The sequence below is a fragment of the Sediminicoccus sp. BL-A-41-H5 genome (assembly GCF_050632405.1).
Classification (GTDB): domain Bacteria; phylum Pseudomonadota; class Alphaproteobacteria; order Acetobacterales; family Acetobacteraceae; genus Roseococcus.
This window is the reverse complement of sequence record NZ_CP192601.1, coordinates 443,354-460,678: the sequence shown is the minus strand read 5'-3', so window position 1 is coordinate 460,678 and position 17,325 is coordinate 443,354. Positions and strand designations below refer to the sequence as shown.

Sequence of the window (17,325 nt, the reverse complement as noted above, 5' to 3'; positions counted from 1 at the left end):
CGGTCTCAATTGGTCGGCGCCGAGCCGCCCGTCCGACCGCTCGATTCCGGGTTCCCCGGTGCCGCCATGCCACCGGGCATCGGACGGCCGGGCACCGCGTTGGCTGCGGGCGGGTTCGCAGGGCGATCAATCGCGCGGCCGGTCGGGTTGCCTGGGGTGCCGGGCGGCGTCGGCGGATTGCCCTGGAGGCGCTCCACGCGCGTGCTGGGGTCCGAACCGGGCGGTCGTGGCGAGTCGTTGCTGCTGCCCTGGGCCCAGGCCGCGCCGGAGGCCAGCATCAATGCCGTGCAGAATGCCCCGGCCAGATGTCGGAATCGGATCATGTTCTGCTCCTCCAGGCCCGTGCGGCGAAAAGCCGGCAGGCTTCCTGGGGAACGTCCCCCCAATGGCGAAGTTGCCCGCATGGTGGGGGAGGACATGCCGGGTGTCGGATTTGAACCGACGGCCTACCGCTTACAAGGCGGTTGCTCTACCCCTGAGCTAACCCGGCGCCGCCCTGTATCTAGGACAGCCGCGCGCCGCTTGCCAGCGGGCGCGGCGCGGGCTTGATGGGGGAATGCGCCAGAACCGACACCGCCCCCGCCCCCAAGACGCCAGCCCGGCGCGCGAGGAGGGCGGCGTCTTGCTCTACGGCCTGCATGCCGTCTCGGCCGCGCTCGCCAATCCCGCCCGCCGCCTCCGTCGCCTGCTGGTGACACGCGGCGCCGAGCAGGAATTGGCCGAGCGCTTCTCGCCCCCCTGGCGCATCACGCCGGAACTGGTGGAGCGCAACCGTCTCGATGCCATGCTGCCGCCTGATGCCATTCACCAGGGTGCGGCGCTCATGGTCGAGCCGCTCGCCTCGCCCAACATGGAGCGCCTGCTGGAGGGCACGAGCGGCCCCGTCCTCGTGCTCGACCAGGTGACCGATCCGCGCAATGTCGGCGCCATCCTGCGCTCCGCCGCCGCCTTCGGCGCGGCCGCGCTCGTGCTGCAGGAGCGTCACGCGCCGGCTGAGACCGGCGCTCTGGCCCGCGCCGCCTCCGGCGCGCTGGAGGTCGTGCCCATCCTGCGCGAGGTGAACCTCTCGCGCGCCCTGGAGCAGCTGAAGAAGGCGGGCCTCTGGGTCGTGGGGCTGGAAGCCGCCGGCCCCGTCACCCTCGCGCAGTCCGGCCTGACCGGCCGCCGCGTGGCGCTCGTGCTGGGTGCCGAGGGCGAGGGCCTCAGGCGCCTGACGCGCGAGACCTGCGACGAGTTGGTGCGCCTGCCGATCCAGGCCAGCATGGAAAGCCTGAACGTCTCGGCCGCCGCCGCGGTCGCCCTCTATGAACTCGCCCGGGAGTGAAATGATGAGCCAAGCCGCCGACATGATCCTGCAAGCCTCGAAGGCCAGGCGCATCCTTGCCCCGCTGGGCGCCGCGGCCCCCCGCGACGTGGCCGAGGGCTATCGCGTCCAGCGCGAGGTGGCCGAGGCGCAGGGCGCGATCCCGCCGGCCGGCTTCAAGATCGGCGCGACGACGAAGCAGATGCAGGCCTATCTCGGCCTCGCGCACCCGGCCGCGGGCTTCGTGCCGAAGCCCAGCCTCAATGCCGATGGCTTCACCGCGCCCTTCGCCGATTTCATCGCGGTCGGCGTGGAATGCGAGGTGGGCGTGCGCCTCGGCCGCGACCTGCCCTTCGGACCCACGACCCGCGCCGAGGCCGAGGCCGCGGTGGCGGAAGTCTTCCCCGCCATCGAAATTGTCGAAAAACGCTATGGCGACCTGGCCGAGCTCGGCACGCCGACGCTGATTGCGGACCAGGTCTTTCACGCCTCGGGCGTGCTGGGCCGGCCGGCCACGGATTGGCGTACCCTCGACCTCGGCGCCATGCGCGGCGAGCTTTTCGTGGATGGCGCCTCGAAGGGCGCGGGCCACGGACGGGACCTGCTGGGGCACCCGATGGAGGCGCTGGCCTGGCTGGCCGGCTCGGGCGCGGCCGAGGTCTTTGGCGGGCTGAAGGCGGGCCAGGTGGTCTGGCTGGGCTCGGTCACGCCGCCCATCTGGCTGGATGGCCCCTGCGAGGTGCGGGTGGTCTTCGAGGGGCTGGGCGAGGTCCGCACGCGCTTCACCTGAGGCGCAAGGCTCTGTTAACGGGCCTCCATCTACAAGCGCGGGACAGAAACCCACCGCCAGAAGGGCGGGCAAGCGGATGATCTTTCCCATGCCCCCGCCCTCCGACTGGAAGGACATGCCGGACGAGCTGCAGCTTGTCCTGGCGCGCGAAGCCTTGCGCCGCGCGGCAGAAACGCTCGCCGAACACGCGGAACTCCTCGCCCTCGAGATGGAGGATGGCGCGCTGCGGGACCGTGGCGGTCCCGATGCGCTGCGCCTCTTCGCCTCCGTCGTGCGCGCGACCAGCCTCGATTCGCTCGGGCCGGTCGGCCATGCGTAAGGCGGATCGGCCTGAACTGGACCGCTGACAGCGCCATCCCGGGGCGCTATGTGAAAAAACAGATGACAGGCCATGGCACGCGCAGCGGCCTGTCGTTTCACAAACCGGGGAAACGAACCGTCATGATCAGGATGCTTCTGGCCACCGCCGCCATCGCGCTGCTGCCCGGCCTGGCCGCCGCGCAGACCGCCAACTGCTCGCATCGCGGCGCGCTGGACGACGCCTATTGCGACGAAAATCGCGACCTTGTCGCCGATGCGCCGACCGACCCGGCCCGCCTGCGCAACCCGAGCACGCTGGTCTTCGCCTATACGCCGGTCGAGGACCCCGCCCTCTATGCCAGCCAGTTCCGCCCGCTGCTCGATTATCTCACGCAATGCACCGGCAAGCGCGTGGTCTACTTCCAGGTGACGAGCAACGCGGCGCAGGTGGAGGCCATGCGCTCCGGCCGGCTGCACATCGCCGGCTTCTCGACCGGCCCCACCGCTTTCGCCGTGAACCTCGCAGGCGCCGTTCCCTTCGCCATCAAGGGCAATGAGCGCGAGTTCGAAAGCTATCGCGTCGTCGTCGTCACGCGCGCCAATTCGGACATCCGCACGCTGGCCGACCTGCGCGGCAAGCGGGTGGCGCACACCTCCGCCACCTCCAATTCGGGCAATCTCGCGCCGCGCGCGCTCTTCCCGGCGGCCGGTGTCACGCCGGACACGGATTACCGCGTGCTCTTCTCGGGCGGGCATGACCGCTCGGTGATGGGCGTGAATGCCGGCGATTTCGACGCCGCGCCCGTGGCGAGCGACGTCTACAACCGCATGATCGCGCGCGGCCAAGTACAAGCGGCGAATCTGCGCACCATCTGGCAGAGCGATCCCTTCCCCACCAGCAGCTTCGCCCTCGCGCATGACCTGCAGCCCGAATTGGCGCAGCGCATCCGCCAATGCTTCTATGATTTCCGCTTCCCCGCCTCGATGTCGCGTGACCTCGGCGGCAATGATCGCTTCTGGCCCGCCACCTACCAGGCGCAGTGGGCCCCGGTGCGCGCCGTGGCCGATGCGGTGAACGCGCCCTATACGCGTGCGGCCTTTGACCAGGAGAGCCGCCGCGAGCTGGAAGCCGAGGCCCGCCGCCGCGCCGCCCAGCAGCAGCCCGCAGCCCCGGCCGCGCCTGCGACGCCGGCCCCGGCCGCGCGGCCGCAGTGAGCGCTGCGCCCATCCTGAAAATCCAGGGGTTGGAGAAATCCTACACCCCTGGAAAGCCCGTGCTGCGCGGCATCGACCTCGAGATCGGGGCGCAGGGCATCACGGCCATCATCGGGCCCTCGGGCACCGGCAAATCCACGCTGCTGCGCTGCATCAATCGGCTGGTGGAGCCCACCGCCGGCGCCATCCTGATGGGCGAGGAGGATCTGGCGAAGCTGCGCGGCGCCGCACTCCGCCAGGCGCGGCGGCGCATCGGGATGGTCTTTCAGGAATACAACCTGGTCGAGCGCCTGACGGTCATGGAGAACGTGCTGACCGGGCGCCTCGGCTATGTGCCGCTCTGGCGCGCCTGGCTGCGCAAGTATCCGCAGGCGGATATCGACCGCGCCTTCGCCCTGCTGGACGCGGTCGGCCTGCCCGAACAGGCGACGCGCCGCGCCGACGCACTCTCGGGCGGGCAGCGCCAGCGCGTCGGCATCGCGCGCGCGCTCATGCAGTCGCCCGCACTGCTGCTGGCCGACGAGCCCACCTCCTCGCTCGACCCCAAGACGGCGGTCGAGGTGATGGAACTCATGGCGCGGCTGACCAGCGAGGCGGGCGTGCCGGTCATCGTGAACATCCACAATGTGGACCTGGCCCGCCGCTTCGCCATCCGCATCATCGGCATGACAGGCGGCGCCGTGGTGTTCGACGGCCCGCCCGAGGCGCTGGAGAACCACCACCTGCGCGAGATCTATGGCGGCGAGGACTGGTTGTGACGCGCAACCCCTTCCCCGCCAATTGGCCGCTGCGCATCGGCGGCCTGATCGGCCTCGCCTACATCATCTATGCCAGCGCGCAGCTCGGCATCACGGGCGAGCGGCTGCTGCACGGCTTTGGCGAGGCGCAACGCTTCCTCGCCCGCATGTTCCCGCCCAATTTCGAGCGCTGGGGCCTGCTGGTGGAAGGCATGCTGGAAAGCTTGCAGATCGCCGTCCTCTCCACCGCCCTCGGCATCGTGCTCTCCCTGCCGCTCGGGTTGATGGCGGCGCGCAACCTCTCGCCCGTCTGGCTCGCCGCACCCACGCGCGGCTTCATCGCGGTGTGCCGCTCGCTGCACTACGTGATCGTGGCCATCATCTTCGTGAAGGCGCTGGGCTTCGGGGCGCTGGCGGGTGTGGCCGCGCTGACTGTCGCCTCCATGGGCTTCATCGCCAAGCTCTTCGCGGAAGCCATCGAGGAGATCAGCATGAAGCAGGTGGAGGCGGTGCGCGCCTCGGGCGCCTCGCCGGCCGGGGTGCTGATCTATGGCGTGGTGCCGCAGGTGGCGTCCCGCTTCATCGGCTTCGGCATCTACCTGCTCGATTCCAACCTGCGCAATTCGACGCTGGTCGGCATCGTGGGCGCGGGCGGCATCGGCGGCACGCTCTTCGCGGCCTTCAAGCGCTTCGACTATGACTTCGTCTGCGCCATCCTGATCTCCATCATCGCCCTGATCTTCCTGGCCGAGGTGATTTCCGGCCGCATCCGGGCGGCACTGCGATGAGCGCCCCGTCCGATGGTCGGAGCGCCGAATGGCGCGGAGAGCTGAATCGGCCGGGCAGCGCGCACCGCGAATGGGTGCGCCACAGCTTCCGCGAACGCCTGCTGCGATATTTCCTCTGGCTCGCGGCCATCGCCTCGCTCGTCTGGGCGGTGCGCTCGATCGAGATCATCCCGGAATTCCTGGCCGATGCGCCGGAACAGATGGCGGACCTCCTGATCCGCATGTGGCCGCCCGATCTCGGCCACTACTACCCCTCCGTCCATGCCGCGATGATCGAGACGCTGCACATCGCGAGCCTGGGGACGGTGCTGGGCGTGGCACTCGCCATCCCGGTGGCGCTGCTCGCCGCACGCAACATCTGCCGCAACGCCTTCCTCAACGCCTTCGCGCAATTGCTGCTGGTCTCCTCGCGCTCCGTGAACAGCCTGGTCTGGGCGCTGATCTTCGTGGCCGTCTTCGGCCCGGGCCCGGCGGCGGGCACCTTCGCCATCGCCTTCCGCTCCATCGGCTTCGTGGGCAAGCTGCTGGCCGAGGCCATCGAGGAAAGCGCCCCCGGCCCGGTCGAGGCATTGGAGGCGAGCGGCGCACCCTGGGGCCACCGCATGCTCAAGGGCATCTGGCCGCAGGTGCAGCCCGCCTTCTGGGGCATCGCGCTGTTCCGCTGGGACATCAATGTGCGCGAATCCGCCGTGCTCGGCCTGGTGGGCGCGGGCGGCATCGGCGTGGTGCTGGATGACGCGATCAACTTCTTCCAATGGGAGAAAGTCGCCACCATCTTGTTGGCGATCCTCGCGGTGGTCGTGGTGGCGGAAATCCTCGTCACCCGCATCCGCGCCAAGCTGATCTGACCGGGTGTCCATGCAGGCTTTCGACGTTCTGGTGGTGGGGGGCGGCGTCAATGGCGCCGGCATCGCGCGTGACCTCCAGGGGCGCGGCTATTCGGTGATCCTGGCCGAGCAGGGCGACCTGGCGCAGGCCACCTCCTCCTCCTCCTCCAAGCTCATCCATGGCGGGCTGCGCTACCTGGAGCATTACGAGTTCCGCCTGGTGCGCGAGGCGCTGGGCGAGCGCGAGGTGCTGCTGAGGATGGCGCCGCACATCATCTGGCCGCTGCGCTTCGTGCTGCCCCATCGCCCCGAGATGCGGCCGCGCTGGATGATCCGCGCGGGGCTGTTCCTGTATGACAACCTCGCGCGCCGCGTCTCGCTGCCCGGCGCGCAAGCCTTCCAGACCGCGCAGGACCCGATGGGCGCGGCGCTGAAGCCCGAGATCACCCACGCCTTCGCCTATTCGGATGCCTGGGTGGAAGACAGCCGCCTCGTCCTGCTGAACGCGCAGGATGCCGAACGCCGGGGCGCTGATATCCGCACCCGCACCCGCTTCGAGGAAGCGACCCGCCATCCCGGCCATTGGGAGGTGACGCTGCGGGGCCCCGACGCGCAGGGGCAACGCATCCGCGTGCGCGCCATCGTGAACGCCGCCGGCCCTTGGGTGCAGCGGGCACTCGACTCGGCCCATGCCGAGAAGCCGGGCGCGGTGCGCCTGATCCGTGGCAGCCACATCGTCCTGCCGCGCCTCTATGAGGGCAGGCACGCCTTCATCCTGCAGAATGACGACCGCCGCGTCGTCTTTGTCATTCCCTATGAGGATGAGTTCAGCCTGATCGGCACCACCGACGTGCCGCATGAGGGCGATGCCGCCACCGCGCATTGCACGCCGGAGGAGGCCGAGTATCTCTGCGCCGCCGTCTCCCGCCAGTTCCGCCGGCAGATCACGCCGGCCGACATCGTCTGGTCCTACTCCGGCGTCCGACCGCTCTTCGACGATGGCGCGGATGATCCCTCGGCCGTCACGCGCGACTATGTGCTGAAGCTGGATGAGAGTGCCGCGCCGCTGCTCAGCGTCTATGGCGGCAAGATCACCACCTTCCGCCGTCTGGCCGAGGAAGCGGCCGGCAAGGTCGCCAAGGCGCTGGGCCGCGAGGGCACGCCCTGGACGGCCGGCGCCACGCTGCCCGGCGGGGACCTCGGCGGCCTGACGCGCGAAGCCTTCGCGGCCGAGATGGCGCGCGCCCTGCCCTTCCTGGACCCGGCCTCCATCCCCCGCCTCGTGCGCACCCATGGTGGCGAATTGCCGCGCGTCTTTGAAGGCCGGGACGCCGGGCAGAGCCTCGGCGCCGGCCTCACCGAGGCCGAACTGGACTGGATGCGCCGCCACGAATGGGCTCGCTCGGCCGAGGATGTGCTGTGGCGCCGGACCAAGCTCGGCCTTCACATGAGCGAGGCGGAACGCGCGGGCGTCGCCGCCTGGTTCGTGGGGGCAGCGGGTTAACCCTCGCCTTCGGGCTCCAGGTCCACGCTGACGCTGAGGCGGTGGTCGCCGCCGCCCAGCAGGACGCCGCGCAAGGGCGAGATGTCGGAAAAGTCCCGCCCCCAGGCAAGGATCACATGCTCGTCCCGCACCACGATGCCGTTCGTCGGGTCGAGTTGCACCCACCCCAGGCCCGGCCCCATCCAGGCCGAGACCCAGGCATGCGACTGGTCGGCCCCGCGGCGCCGCGCCTGCCCCGGCGGCGGGCGCGTCCGCACATAGCCCGAGACATAGCGCGCCGGCAGGCCGAGGCCGCGCAGTGCGGCCAGCATCACCTGCGTGAAGTCCTGGCAGACGCCCCGCCGGTCCCGCAGGACATCGGCGATGGGGGTGGTGATGCTGGTGACACCCGCCTGGAAGACGAAATCCTGGCGCATGCGACGATTGAGATCGAGCAAGCCCTCCAGAACGCGCCGGCCGGGCGGAAAGGACGTCCGGGCATAGGCGGTGGCCTCGGCCAGCAGGGGGATGTGGCGCGTGGGCAGGATGAAGTCCTCCGTCTCGGCCCCATGGGCGCTGGCCGCCACCTCTTCCCAGGCCGGCGTCCCGGCGGCTTCGGGCGGGGGCGCGAAATCCACCTCGACCAGGCTTTCGGCCGTCACCTCGAAGCTGGTGTGCGGGGCAACGAGAAAGAGGCGCGTCGCGGCATTGCCGAAATGGTCGTGAGTCTCGGTGTGGTGGTCCGGCCGGGGCGTGCAGGTGAGCCGGGCCGAGATCACGCGCTGGCCGGGCAGCGCCCGGGGCTTCAGGTGCAGCAGATGCGCCGCCAGATCCACCGTCTGGGCGTAGCCATAGGCGGTGCGGTGTCGAAGCCAGTAGATCATCCGGCCCATTGTGACGGATGGGGGGCGTTGCGCCTACCGCCCCCCTCCCGGTCACGCGGTGATGACCGCGGGCTCGCCCACATCAACGCCGACCGCGCGGGCCGGCGGCAGCAGCGCGAAATAGCGGCGCGAGAGCTGGTCCGAGAGGGTCGCGATGTCGCCCGCCATGCCGCGCAGGAGGCGCGGCAGCTGGGCCGCCGCAGCTTCCGCCTGGTCGGGTGCGGCGAGCAGCCTGGGGGTGATGCCCTCCGCCTCGGCCAGCAGGCGCCGCAACTCGCGCGCCGTCTCGGCATCGCCCTCCCCGGAGAGTTCCCGAAGCGCGGTGCCGATCGCCGCCAGCTGGAAGGACAGGCCACGTGGGTTGGAGGGATCGGCCAGCACCAGGTCGAGCGCGGGGGCGGGCTGCAGCACGGCCAGGTATCGGCTGCGATACGTGATCACGCTGTCGCACAGTTCCAGCGTCAGGCGCAGCCCGGCCTCGATGCGCTGGGCCGGCGCATCCAGCGCCACCGCCACCTCGCCCGCCACGGCCATGGCGCGCTCGATCCGCCGGCCAAGCTCCAGGAAGAGCCGCGCGCCGCCGCGCACCATGTTCTCGGAGGCGATGCCCGCCACCGCATTGGCGAAGCGCAGCGAGGGCAGCAGCGCACGGGCCAGGTCGGGCAGCTCGGCCGGGGAATTGTCCAGCGCCTCCTCCGCCGCGCGCAGCGTCTGGGTCAGCGTCGCGTGCATGTCGGCGGTCAGGCGGTCCCGCACGGATTCCACCAGCGCGCCGATCGTGCCCTGGAGCTGGCGGACGGCCGGGCGTCCGGTCGCCTCCAGCGCATTGGCGAGCGAGGCGAGGTTGCCGGCGCTGGGGCGGGCCTCCTCGTCCAGCAGCTGCGCCTCGCGCAGGCAGGTGGCGAGCGTGCCGAGCTCGGCGAGTTCGCGCGGTAGGGGCGCGCCGCGGCGCAGCCGGGTGATGGTGGCGCGCATCAGCCGCGCGGCGCGATCAAGCCGCTCCACATAGCGACCCAGCCAGAAGAGGTTGTCGGCCACGCGGGATGGGATGGCGCCCGCGGTGCGGCGGATCGCGATGGGCGGGCCGGATTGCGCGGCGGGGCCGATGATGGCCTCGGACGGGTCGGCGGGCACCCAGGCATCCTTGCACCAGCCACCGCCCGGCAGCCGGCCGGTGAGCTTGGCGCCCGGCGTCACGAGGCGTGCGATGCCGCCGGGCAGGACCTGCCAGCCCGCGCCGTCGGAAATCGCGAACATGCGCAGGATGAAGGGCGCCGGGGTCAGCACGCCGCCCTCCAGCGCGGGTGCCACCGGCAGGGGCGGCAGGGCAATGGCAGCCACGCCGCCCTCCCCCGGTCGCTCGAGCACCTCCGAGGCGCTGCCCAGCCCCGCGGGGCGGAAGATCCACCGGGCATGGCCCTCGGGCAGCGGCGGCGTCGGGGCATTGGCATCCGGCAGCCAATGGGTCGGCAGGTTGGACAGTTGCAGCGCCTCGCCCAGCAGGGAGGGCGCCAGCGCCCCCAGCCAGGTGCCAAGGGCCGGCATCTCGGCCAGGGCGGCCCCCGGCGCATTCAGCACGGTCAGCGCGCCATGGCGCACCGCGTCCAGCAGGCCGGGCACACCGCTGCCCGCTGGCGCTTCAGGCTGATCCAGCGGATCGAGGGCCGCCGCATCCACGCGGGAAAGCACGACATCCACCGGCTGCAACCCGCTCAGCGTCTTTAGGAAGAGCGCCCCGCCGCGCATCGTCAGGTCGCCGGTTTCGACGAGCGCGCAGCCCAGCTCGCGCGAGAGGACGACATGCTCGAACCAATGCGGATCGCGCGTGCCGGGCGAGAGCAGCGCGATGGCGGGATCGCCCATGCCATGCGGGCCGAGCCGGCCCAGCGCCTCCTGCCACAGCTCGAAGAAGGGCGAGATGCTGCGCGGCTGGCTGGCGCGGGCGATTTCGGGCATCGCAGTGCCGATCAGGCGGCGATTTTCGCGCAGCTGGCCGAGGCCGGAGGCGAGGCCCGTGCGATCCTGCAAGACGGCCCAGTTGCCATCGGCGGAGCGCACCAGGTCCACCGCATAGAGATGCAGCAGCGGGCGGCGCGGCGGGCCCTTGCTGCGCCGCGCGGTGCGCTGGAAGGACGGGCTGCCGAAGACGAGCGGCGCGGGGATCTGGCCGCTCGCGAGCAATTCCTGCGCGCCGTAGAGATCGGCCAGGATCGCATCCAGGAGCCGGGCCCGCTGGATGATGCCGGCGGCCAGCGCCTCGAACTCCTCCACCGGAACCGGCAATGGCAGCGGGTCGAGCCGCCAGAGGGCGGCCCCCGAGGCGCCGGGCAGCAGCGAGGCCACGCCGTCATCGGCCATGGCGCGCGCCAGCCGCTCGCCCCGCTCGGCAAGGCCGGCACGGCCCAGGCTGCCGACGACGCTCATCACGCCGCGCCAATGGGGGCGGATGCGCCCCTCGCCGGAGACCATCTCATCGGGTCCGCCGGCGAGAAGCTCAGTCACGCGCGAAGGCCCGGAGGTCGAGCGTGCAGGGATGCTCCAGGCTCGCGCGGGGCTCGGCCACCACGCGGGCGCCCGGCGCATGGCCCATCGCGAAAAAGCGCGAGCGCCGGCGGGCCTCGGCCGCATTGGCGTTGACCGGGAAATCCTCATAGGCGCGGCCGCCGGGATGGGCCACGTGATGCGCGAGTCCGCCGAGCGAACGGCCCGTCCAGCGATCCTGCACATCCAGCACCAGCGGCGCCTGGGCGCGCACCGAGGGGTGCAGCGCCGAGGGCGGGTCCCAGGCCTTGAAGCGGATGCCACCCACGAACTCGCCGGCCCTGCCGGTCGGTTGCAAGGGCACCGCCACGCCATTCGCGGCCAGGAGGAAGCGCTCCGGCACCCAGTTGGTCACGCGCGCCTGCACGCGCTCGGCGCTGCTGTCCACGTAGCGCACCGTGCCGCCGGCGGCCTGTTCCTCGCCCAGCACATGCCAGGGTTCCAGCGCCTCGCGCAGCTCGAGATTGATGCCGGAGACATTGACCTCGCCGATCTTCGGGAAGCGGAACTCCACATGCGGCGCGAACCAGGCGGGATCGAGGCCGAAGCCCATCTGGCCGAGCTCCTCCAGCGCGCCGTGCAGGTCCTCGCGCGCGTAATGCGGCAGCATGAAGCGGTCATGCAGCGAGTTGCCCCAGCGCACCAGCGAGCGCCGGTAGGGCTGGTCCCAGAAGGCGGCCAGCGCCGAGCGCATCAGCAGCATCTGCGCCGCACTCATCTGCGCATGCGGCGGCATCTCGAAGGCGCGAAACTCGACCAGGCCGCGCCTGCCGCTGGAGGAGTTCGGATCGTACATCTTGTCGATGCAGAACTCGGTCCGGTGCGTGTTGCCGGTCATATCGGCCAGGATGTTGCGGAACAGCCGGTCGGTCATCCAGGGCGCCGGGTTCCCGCCCATGCGGTCCAGCTCGCCGAAGGCGATCTCGAGCTCGCGCAGTGCATCCATACGCGCCTCGTCCACGCGCGGATGCTGGCTGGTGGGGCCGATGAAGAGCCCGCTGAACATGAAGCTCAGCGAGGGGTGGTTGTGCCAGAAGGAGACGAGGCTGCGCAGCAGGTCGGGCCGGCGCAGGAAGGGACTGTCCTCCGCGCGGGCCGCGCCCATCACCACATGATTGCCGCCGCCGGTGCCGACATGCCGGCCATCCTGCATGAACTTCTCGGTGGAGAGGCCGATCTGGCGTGCTTCCTCGTAGAGCTGCTCGGTGCGCTGGACCATCTCGGGCCAGGATTCCGCCGGGTGGATGTTCGCCTCGATCACGCCGGGGTCGGGCGTGATGGAGAAATGCTGAAGGCGTGAATCCTCGGGCGGCAGGTAGCCCTCGATGAAGACCTTGCGGCCCGTCTCGGCCGCCGTGTCCTCGATGGCGGCGATCAGCTCCAGCCAGTCTTCGGCCGCGTAGAGCGGCGGCAGGAAGACATGGATCATCCCACCGCGTGGCTCGACGCAGAGCGCGGTGCGGACCTGGGCCGGATCGTCCATCCCGATCTCGGGCGCCGGCTGCGGGGTGGGGCGCTGGTCGGCCGGGAGCGCGTAGGGGTCGCCCCCCTGTCCGGCTTTGCGGAAGCTCGCGCGAATCTGGTCGAGCAGTGGCAGTTCGGCCTCGGGGGCGAAGGGGTCGCGCGGGCTGTCGAGCTCCTTTGCCAGTTCCGCCGGATCAATCCAGGGCAGCGAGCTGAGCGGCAGGCGCAGGCCCATTGGCGCATCGCCGGGTGTCAGGAAGAGCGTGTCGTCGCGGAAGAACCAGCGGCCCGACTGCCAGCGGCGCTGCCCGCCCTGCACCACGCGGCGCAGCGGCAGCACCGTGCCGGTCGGCGTGGCGAGGCCCCCGCGGAAAAGCCGCGCGAAGCGCTTGCGCTCTAAGGGGTCGGCAAGCTTGCTGTCCTCGGCCACCACATTCGCGGGCAGGCGGCTTTCGCGCCAGAGGTAGTAGTGGATGTCCTCATGCGCGGGCGTGGCGAGCTCCGGCGGCACCTGGAGGCGCTCGGCCAGGCTGGCGGCGAAATGCGCCGCCGTCACATGGCTCGCATCATCCATGTCGTCATCCGAGGCCAGCAGCGACGCATCGCGCCAGATGGGCTGGCCGTCGCGCCGCCAATGGGCGGAGAGCGCGAAGCGCGGTAGCGGCTCGCCCGGATATTGCTTGCCCTGGCCGGTGTGGATGACAGCCCCCGGCGCCCAGAGCGGGATCAGCCGGCGCAGCAGCCCCCCCGCATAGGCGCGCTTGGTGGGGCCCAGCGCATCGGTGTTCCATTCGGGCGCCTCGCGGTCCGTTGCCGCCACGAAGGTCGGCTCGCCGCCCATGGTGAGGCGCATGTCCTGCCGGCGCAGCGCCTCGTCCACGCGGTCGCCCGCCGCGCGGATCGCGGCCCATTGCTCATCGGAGTAGGGCTTGGTGACGCGCGGCGTCTCGACGATGCGCGTGACGCGCATGTCGAATTCGAATTCCGTGTCCGCCTTCTCGACCAGGCCCGAGATGGGGGCCGCGGAGGCGGGCTCGGGCGTCGCGGCGAGCGGAATATGCCCCTCGCCCGCCATGAGGCCGGAGGTGGCATCAAGCCCGACCCACCCGGCGCCGGGCAGATAGACCTCGGCCCAGGCATGCAGGTCGGTGAAGTCGGCGGTCGGCCCTTCCGGACCCTCGATCGGCTTCACATCAGCCACGAGCTGGATGAGGTAGCCCGAGACGAAGCGCGCGGCGAAGCCCAGATGCCGCAGCGCCTGCACCAGCAGCCAGGCGCTGTCGCGGCAGGAGCCCCTGCCCTCGCCCAGCGTCCGCTCGGGGTCCCAGACGCCCGGCTCCATGCGCACGATGTAGGAGATGCGCGACTGCACGAGCTGGTTGATGAAGACCAGGAAATCCACCACGCGCTGCTTCTCGCGCGGAATCTCGGCCAGCAGCGACTTGAACAGCGGGCCATAGGGGGCGAGCTTGCGGAAGGGCGCCAGCTCCTCGTCCAGCACGTGGTCATAGGCGAAGGGGTAGTGCTCGGCCTCCGGCTCCAGGAAGAAGTCGAAGGGGTTGATCGTCGCCATGTCGGCGATCAGGTCCACCGTCACGTCGAAATGCGTCACGCGCTCCGGGAAGACGACGCGGGCCTGGAAATTCCCCTGCGGGTCCTGCTGCCAGTTGATGAAGTGCGGCTTGGGCTCGATCTTCAGCGAATAGGAGAGGATGGGGGTGCGCGCATGCGGCGCGGGGCGCAGCCGGATGGTCTGAGGCCCGAGGGCCACGGGCTTGTCGTAGCGATAGCTGGTGCGATGCGTGAGGGCTGCGTGGATGGACATGCGCGCGTAGAGTCCCCGGCCAGGATGCTGCGGCGCTTATAGGCCGGTTTCCGGGCCCTGGCAGCCAATGGATTCGCTGTTTTTGCAGTGGCCGCACCCGCCCCGCGCATGGCGCGGGCGAACTGCCGCCTTCTTCAGCGCCCCCTCAACGTCCCTTGAAGACGGGTGCGCGCTTCTCGCGGAAGGCGCGCAGCCCTTCCTGCAGGTCCTCGCTCGCCTGGCTCGCCTTGGCGCGGGCGATCGCCCCCTCCACGTCGAATTCCTGCCGCGCGATCTCGTTCAGGCTCTTCTTCACCCCCTGCACCGCGAGGGGCGCCATGGCCGCCAGCCGATCCGCCAGCGCGTCCACACGCGCATCCAGTTCAGCGGCCGGCACCATCTCCGTCAGGTAGCCAATGGCCAGCATCTCACGCGCCTGGATCTTCTCCGCGGTGAGGAAGAGCTTTTTCGCGGCGTTCAGCCCGAGGCGGCTGACGTAGCGCACCATGCCGGAGGGATAGTAGTGCAGCCCGAGGCGGGCGGCCGGCATGAACATCTCCGCCGTGTCCACGCCGATGCGGAAGTCGCAGCACAGCGCCAGATCGGTCGAGCCGCCATAGACCCCGCCATTCAGCCGGCAGATGGTCGGCACGCGCAGGCGCTCCAACTGGTCCGCGACGCCCTCGAAGGAAGGCGCATCGGCGCGGGCGGTAACATCGGCATTCGGGCGCTCGGCCATGTCGCCCAGGTGATAGCCGGAGGAGAAGGATTTGCCCGTGCCGGTCAGCACCATGACGCGGATCTCGGGATTGGCCTCGATCGCGGCGAAGTGCTGGCCGAGCATCAGCAGGTCGGAAGGCTCGATGCGATTGTGCACGGCGGGGCGGTTGAGCCGGATGGTGGCCCGCGCGCCCTCGATGGTGAGGATCGGCGTGCTCGCCTCCGTCGCCTGGATGTTCATGCCCGCTCTCCCCTGACTGGTCGGGGGGGAGGATACAGCCCGGGACGCGCGGTGGAAGGGCCGCCGCCTCACGCGGCCTCGCGCAGGCCCTCCGCCTGCCGGGCTTCGGGCCGCCCCGCCGGTGCCGCCTGGCCTCCCTCGGTTGCCCACCAGGCGAGGCGCATCATCAGCCCGAAGGCGATGGGCACCAGCGCGGCGAGCGCCCAGAACAGCACCTGCGGCGTGACGTAGTAGGCGAGCAGCGCCAGCGCCATGGCGACATTGGCGAAGAAGAGCAGGATGCCGCGGCCGAGCTCATCCTCGGCCCGCTGGTCCCCGGCCGGTGCCGCGGGCGTGAAACCGGGCTCCACCGCGGCCTCCGCCGCACGGCGCGCGAAGACCGAGAGAAGCAGCGTGGCGATCAGCGCAATCACGGCCAGCGCCACGCCCTCTCCGCTCCACCAGAGCCAGGCCGAGCCCGCGAGGCCGATCCCCAGCATGGCGAAGGGCAGCAGGCGCGCCAGCCCCGCCGCCAGGCCAAGGCGCGAGGCCGCGCCCATGGAATTGCCGAGCTGCCGAAGATTCTGGATCCAGAACAGCCCGGCCAGCGGCAGCGAGGTCGCGAGCAGCACCCAGCCGATCGGCGACTGCCAGGCCTCCACCCCGCTGCGCATTCCCGCGGCATAGAAGCCGGCCCAGAGCAGGAAGGGCGTCAGCATGAAGATGGCAATCGCGAAGGGTAGCAGGCGGGGCATCGGGCAGTTCCGTCTCGGGGCTGGAGAAAGGACGCGAAGGCTCGCGGTGCGGGCGGCACTGCACCACCCAAACATGAACAAAACGTCATTTCATGCAGGGTCACCCGCGCCGGAAACCCGGTGCGGCGGGGCGCCCAGCCGGAGCGGATCACGATCCGGCGGCGCCCGGCCGGGCAGGCGGGCCCGTCTCAGTGGCGGTGGTGGCCCTGCTGGCGCGCCCCCGCCGCCTGAACGGCGAGTTGAATGGTCACTTCGCCCGCCTGCTCGAAGCGCAGCGTGACGGGGATGCTCTGCCCCACATTCATGGGCTGCGTCAGGCCGATCAGCATGAGGTGCAGGCCGCCGGGCTGGAGCGTCACCTCGCCATTGGCCGGGACGGGAATGTCATTCACCGGGCGCATCCGCATCACGTCTCCGTCGCGGATATGGGTATGCAGCTCCATCCGGCCGGCGGCCGGAGAACTGGCCGAGACCAGGCGATCGGCCGTCGCAGAGGTGTTGCGGATGACGAGGAAGCCGCCACCCTGCATCCCCTGCCCCGCCGCGCGGGTCCAGGGATTCACGATGCGCAACGGGCCGAGCTCGGTGACGGTGTCCTGCGCGCGCGCGGGCGCCGCGAGCGGCAACAGGGCGGTGGCGAGGAGAAGATGGCGACGGGTGGTCATGGTCTGGGTTCCTTCTTGTTGGTTCAAAGGGAGGCCGGGCGCGGCCGCTCGGCCCGCGCCTCGATCCGGCCGGCAAGGCGGGACAACCGTGCGGCATCCCGCGCCGCAAGGGCCGGGTCGCCCTCGGCGCAGACGCGCCTGAGCGTGATGAGCTGGGTTTGCAGCGCGGCCGCCTCGTCGGCGCCCGCCAAGGGCAGGGCGGCCTCGACGGCCTCGGCCGCGCCGGAGGTGGCGGCGGTGCAGACCTCGGTCATCGCGCGTTCCATCTCGTCCGGATCGCAGGCGATGGCGGGCGTCGCGAGGAGCAGCGCCAGGGCCAGCAGCGCGCGCATCAGCGGGCGCCCAGGCGCAGCGTGGGGGCCGGGCTGCGTGGGCGGGGCTGGCCCGGTTCAGCCACCTCCACCCAAGCATGCTGGGCGCCGCCTTCGCAGCGCTGCACGACGGGAATGACCAGCGTGGCGCCCGCCTGATCGGGGGCGCGGATCATCATCACGAACTCGTCGTAATGCGCATCCGGCAGCGGCCCGCCGCGCCAGGCGATGCTGGCCGGCGCCTCCCTGACCAGCCCATGCCCGCTGGAGACCGGGCGCGCGAGGGCGCGCGCCTCGATGGCGATCTCCCAGCCCGGCTTGGGCATGGGCCGAGCCATCGTCACGGCCTCTGGCAGGTTGACTTCCACCGCGATGGTGGCGGCCGTGCCGCAGCCATGGCCCACGCGGAAGGCGAGGCGGGCGTAGGAATTGGCGGCGACCTCGGGCGGTTCGATCACGACATGCGCGGCGGCCGGTGTGGCGAGAGCCAGCAGGACGGCAATGAGGCGTTTCATCCT

17 protein-coding genes and 1 tRNA gene are annotated in these 17,325 nt (G+C 70.9%); 8 read left to right on the top strand and 10 right to left on the bottom strand.

Annotated elements, in window-relative coordinates; genetic code table 11:
• Positions 1–5 precede the first annotated feature (5 nt).
• Together ACQ860_RS02245 and ACQ860_RS02240 are read right to left on the bottom strand one after the other, a co-directional pair.
• A complete protein-coding gene (locus ACQ860_RS02245; protein WP_431301783.1) occupies positions 6–323 on the bottom strand; it encodes a hypothetical protein in 318 nt (105 codons plus the stop codon).
• 95 nt (positions 324–418) lie between these two features.
• Positions 419–490 (bottom strand) — tRNA-Thr (locus ACQ860_RS02240).
• Positions 491–556: 66 nt separating this feature from the next.
• Here ACQ860_RS02240 and rlmB point away from each other — a divergent pair.
• From rlmB to glpD, 8 genes are all read left to right on the top strand, one after another.
• Positions 557–1,324: a 23S rRNA (guanosine(2251)-2'-O)-methyltransferase RlmB gene (rlmB, locus tag ACQ860_RS02235; protein ID WP_431301782.1), complete on the top strand. Its 768-nt coding sequence runs from the start codon at positions 557–559 to the stop codon at positions 1,322–1,324.
• A gap of 4 nt (positions 1,325–1,328) precedes the next feature.
• Positions 1,329–2,093 carry a 2-keto-4-pentenoate hydratase gene (locus ACQ860_RS02230; protein WP_431301781.1) on the top strand — a complete coding sequence of 255 codons (765 nt, stop codon included), beginning with the start codon at positions 1,329–1,331 and terminating at the stop codon, positions 2,091–2,093.
• A gap of 88 nt (positions 2,094–2,181) precedes the next feature.
• A complete protein-coding gene (locus ACQ860_RS02225) occupies positions 2,182–2,412 on the top strand; it encodes a hypothetical protein (protein ID WP_318647157.1) in 231 nt (76 codons plus the stop codon).
• A gap of 122 nt (positions 2,413–2,534) precedes the next feature.
• On the top strand, positions 2,535–3,608 hold the full coding sequence (gene phnD, locus ACQ860_RS02220) for a phosphate/phosphite/phosphonate ABC transporter substrate-binding protein (RefSeq protein WP_431301780.1): 1,074 nt from the start codon (positions 2,535–2,537) through the stop codon (positions 3,606–3,608).
• Positions 3,605–4,366 (top strand): phosphonate ABC transporter ATP-binding protein, encoded by a 762-nt coding sequence (gene phnC, locus ACQ860_RS02215; RefSeq protein WP_431301779.1) that lies wholly within the window; start codon positions 3,605–3,607, stop codon positions 4,364–4,366. Before phnD ends, phnC begins: the two co-directional genes overlap by 4 nt.
• Complete coding sequence (gene phnE / locus ACQ860_RS02210) at positions 4,363–5,133, top strand: phosphonate ABC transporter, permease protein PhnE (RefSeq protein WP_431301778.1); 771 nt, start codon at positions 4,363–4,365, stop codon at positions 5,131–5,133. Before phnC ends, phnE (ACQ860_RS02210) begins: the two co-directional genes overlap by 4 nt.
• Positions 5,130–5,981, top strand: coding sequence for a phosphonate ABC transporter, permease protein PhnE (phnE, locus tag ACQ860_RS02205; protein WP_431301777.1), 852 nt, complete (start codon positions 5,130–5,132; stop codon positions 5,979–5,981). The genes phnE (ACQ860_RS02210) and phnE (ACQ860_RS02205) overlap by 4 nt, the downstream gene beginning before the upstream one ends.
• Before the next feature lie 10 nt (positions 5,982–5,991).
• The gene (glpD, locus tag ACQ860_RS02200; protein ID WP_431301776.1) at positions 5,992–7,464 is read left to right on the top strand and encodes a glycerol-3-phosphate dehydrogenase; all 1,473 of its coding nucleotides are present in this window, start codon (positions 5,992–5,994) and stop codon (positions 7,462–7,464) included.
• Here glpD and ACQ860_RS02195 read toward each other — a convergent pair.
• The 8 genes from ACQ860_RS02195 to ACQ860_RS02160 all read right to left on the bottom strand — a co-directional run bounded on the left by ACQ860_RS02195 (position 7,461) and on the right by ACQ860_RS02160 (position 17,322).
• On the bottom strand, positions 7,461–8,327 hold the full coding sequence (locus ACQ860_RS02195; RefSeq protein ID WP_431301775.1) for a transglutaminase family protein: 867 nt from the start codon (positions 8,325–8,327) through the stop codon (positions 7,461–7,463). The genes glpD and ACQ860_RS02195 overlap by 4 nt on opposite strands.
• Before the next feature lie 51 nt (positions 8,328–8,378).
• Positions 8,379–10,829, bottom strand: a complete 2,451-nt coding sequence (locus ACQ860_RS02190; RefSeq protein ID WP_431301774.1) for a circularly permuted type 2 ATP-grasp protein — start codon at positions 10,827–10,829, stop codon at positions 8,379–8,381.
• Positions 10,822–14,157: a DUF2126 domain-containing protein gene (locus ACQ860_RS02185; RefSeq protein ID WP_431301773.1), complete on the bottom strand. Its 3,336-nt coding sequence runs from the start codon at positions 14,155–14,157 to the stop codon at positions 10,822–10,824. The genes ACQ860_RS02190 and ACQ860_RS02185 overlap by 8 nt, the downstream gene beginning before the upstream one ends.
• Before the next feature lie 145 nt (positions 14,158–14,302).
• Entirely contained in the window at positions 14,303–15,097 is a 795-nt protein-coding gene (locus tag ACQ860_RS02180) for an enoyl-CoA hydratase/isomerase family protein (protein WP_431301772.1), read from the bottom strand.
• Positions 15,098–15,165: 68 nt separating this feature from the next.
• The gene (locus ACQ860_RS02175) at positions 15,166–15,831 is read right to left on the bottom strand and encodes a hypothetical protein (protein ID WP_431301771.1); all 666 of its coding nucleotides are present in this window, start codon (positions 15,829–15,831) and stop codon (positions 15,166–15,168) included.
• A 188-nt stretch (positions 15,832–16,019) separates the two neighbouring features.
• The gene (locus ACQ860_RS02170; RefSeq protein ID WP_431301770.1) at positions 16,020–16,496 is read right to left on the bottom strand and encodes a copper chaperone PCu(A)C; all 477 of its coding nucleotides are present in this window, start codon (positions 16,494–16,496) and stop codon (positions 16,020–16,022) included.
• A gap of 23 nt (positions 16,497–16,519) precedes the next feature.
• Complete coding sequence (locus ACQ860_RS02165) at positions 16,520–16,828, bottom strand: hypothetical protein (protein WP_431301769.1); 309 nt, start codon at positions 16,826–16,828, stop codon at positions 16,520–16,522.
• Complete coding sequence (locus ACQ860_RS02160) at positions 16,828–17,322, bottom strand: YcnI family protein (protein ID WP_431301768.1); 495 nt, start codon at positions 17,320–17,322, stop codon at positions 16,828–16,830. The genes ACQ860_RS02165 and ACQ860_RS02160 overlap by 1 nt, the downstream gene beginning before the upstream one ends.
• Between the last annotated feature and the right edge of the window lie 3 nt (positions 17,323–17,325).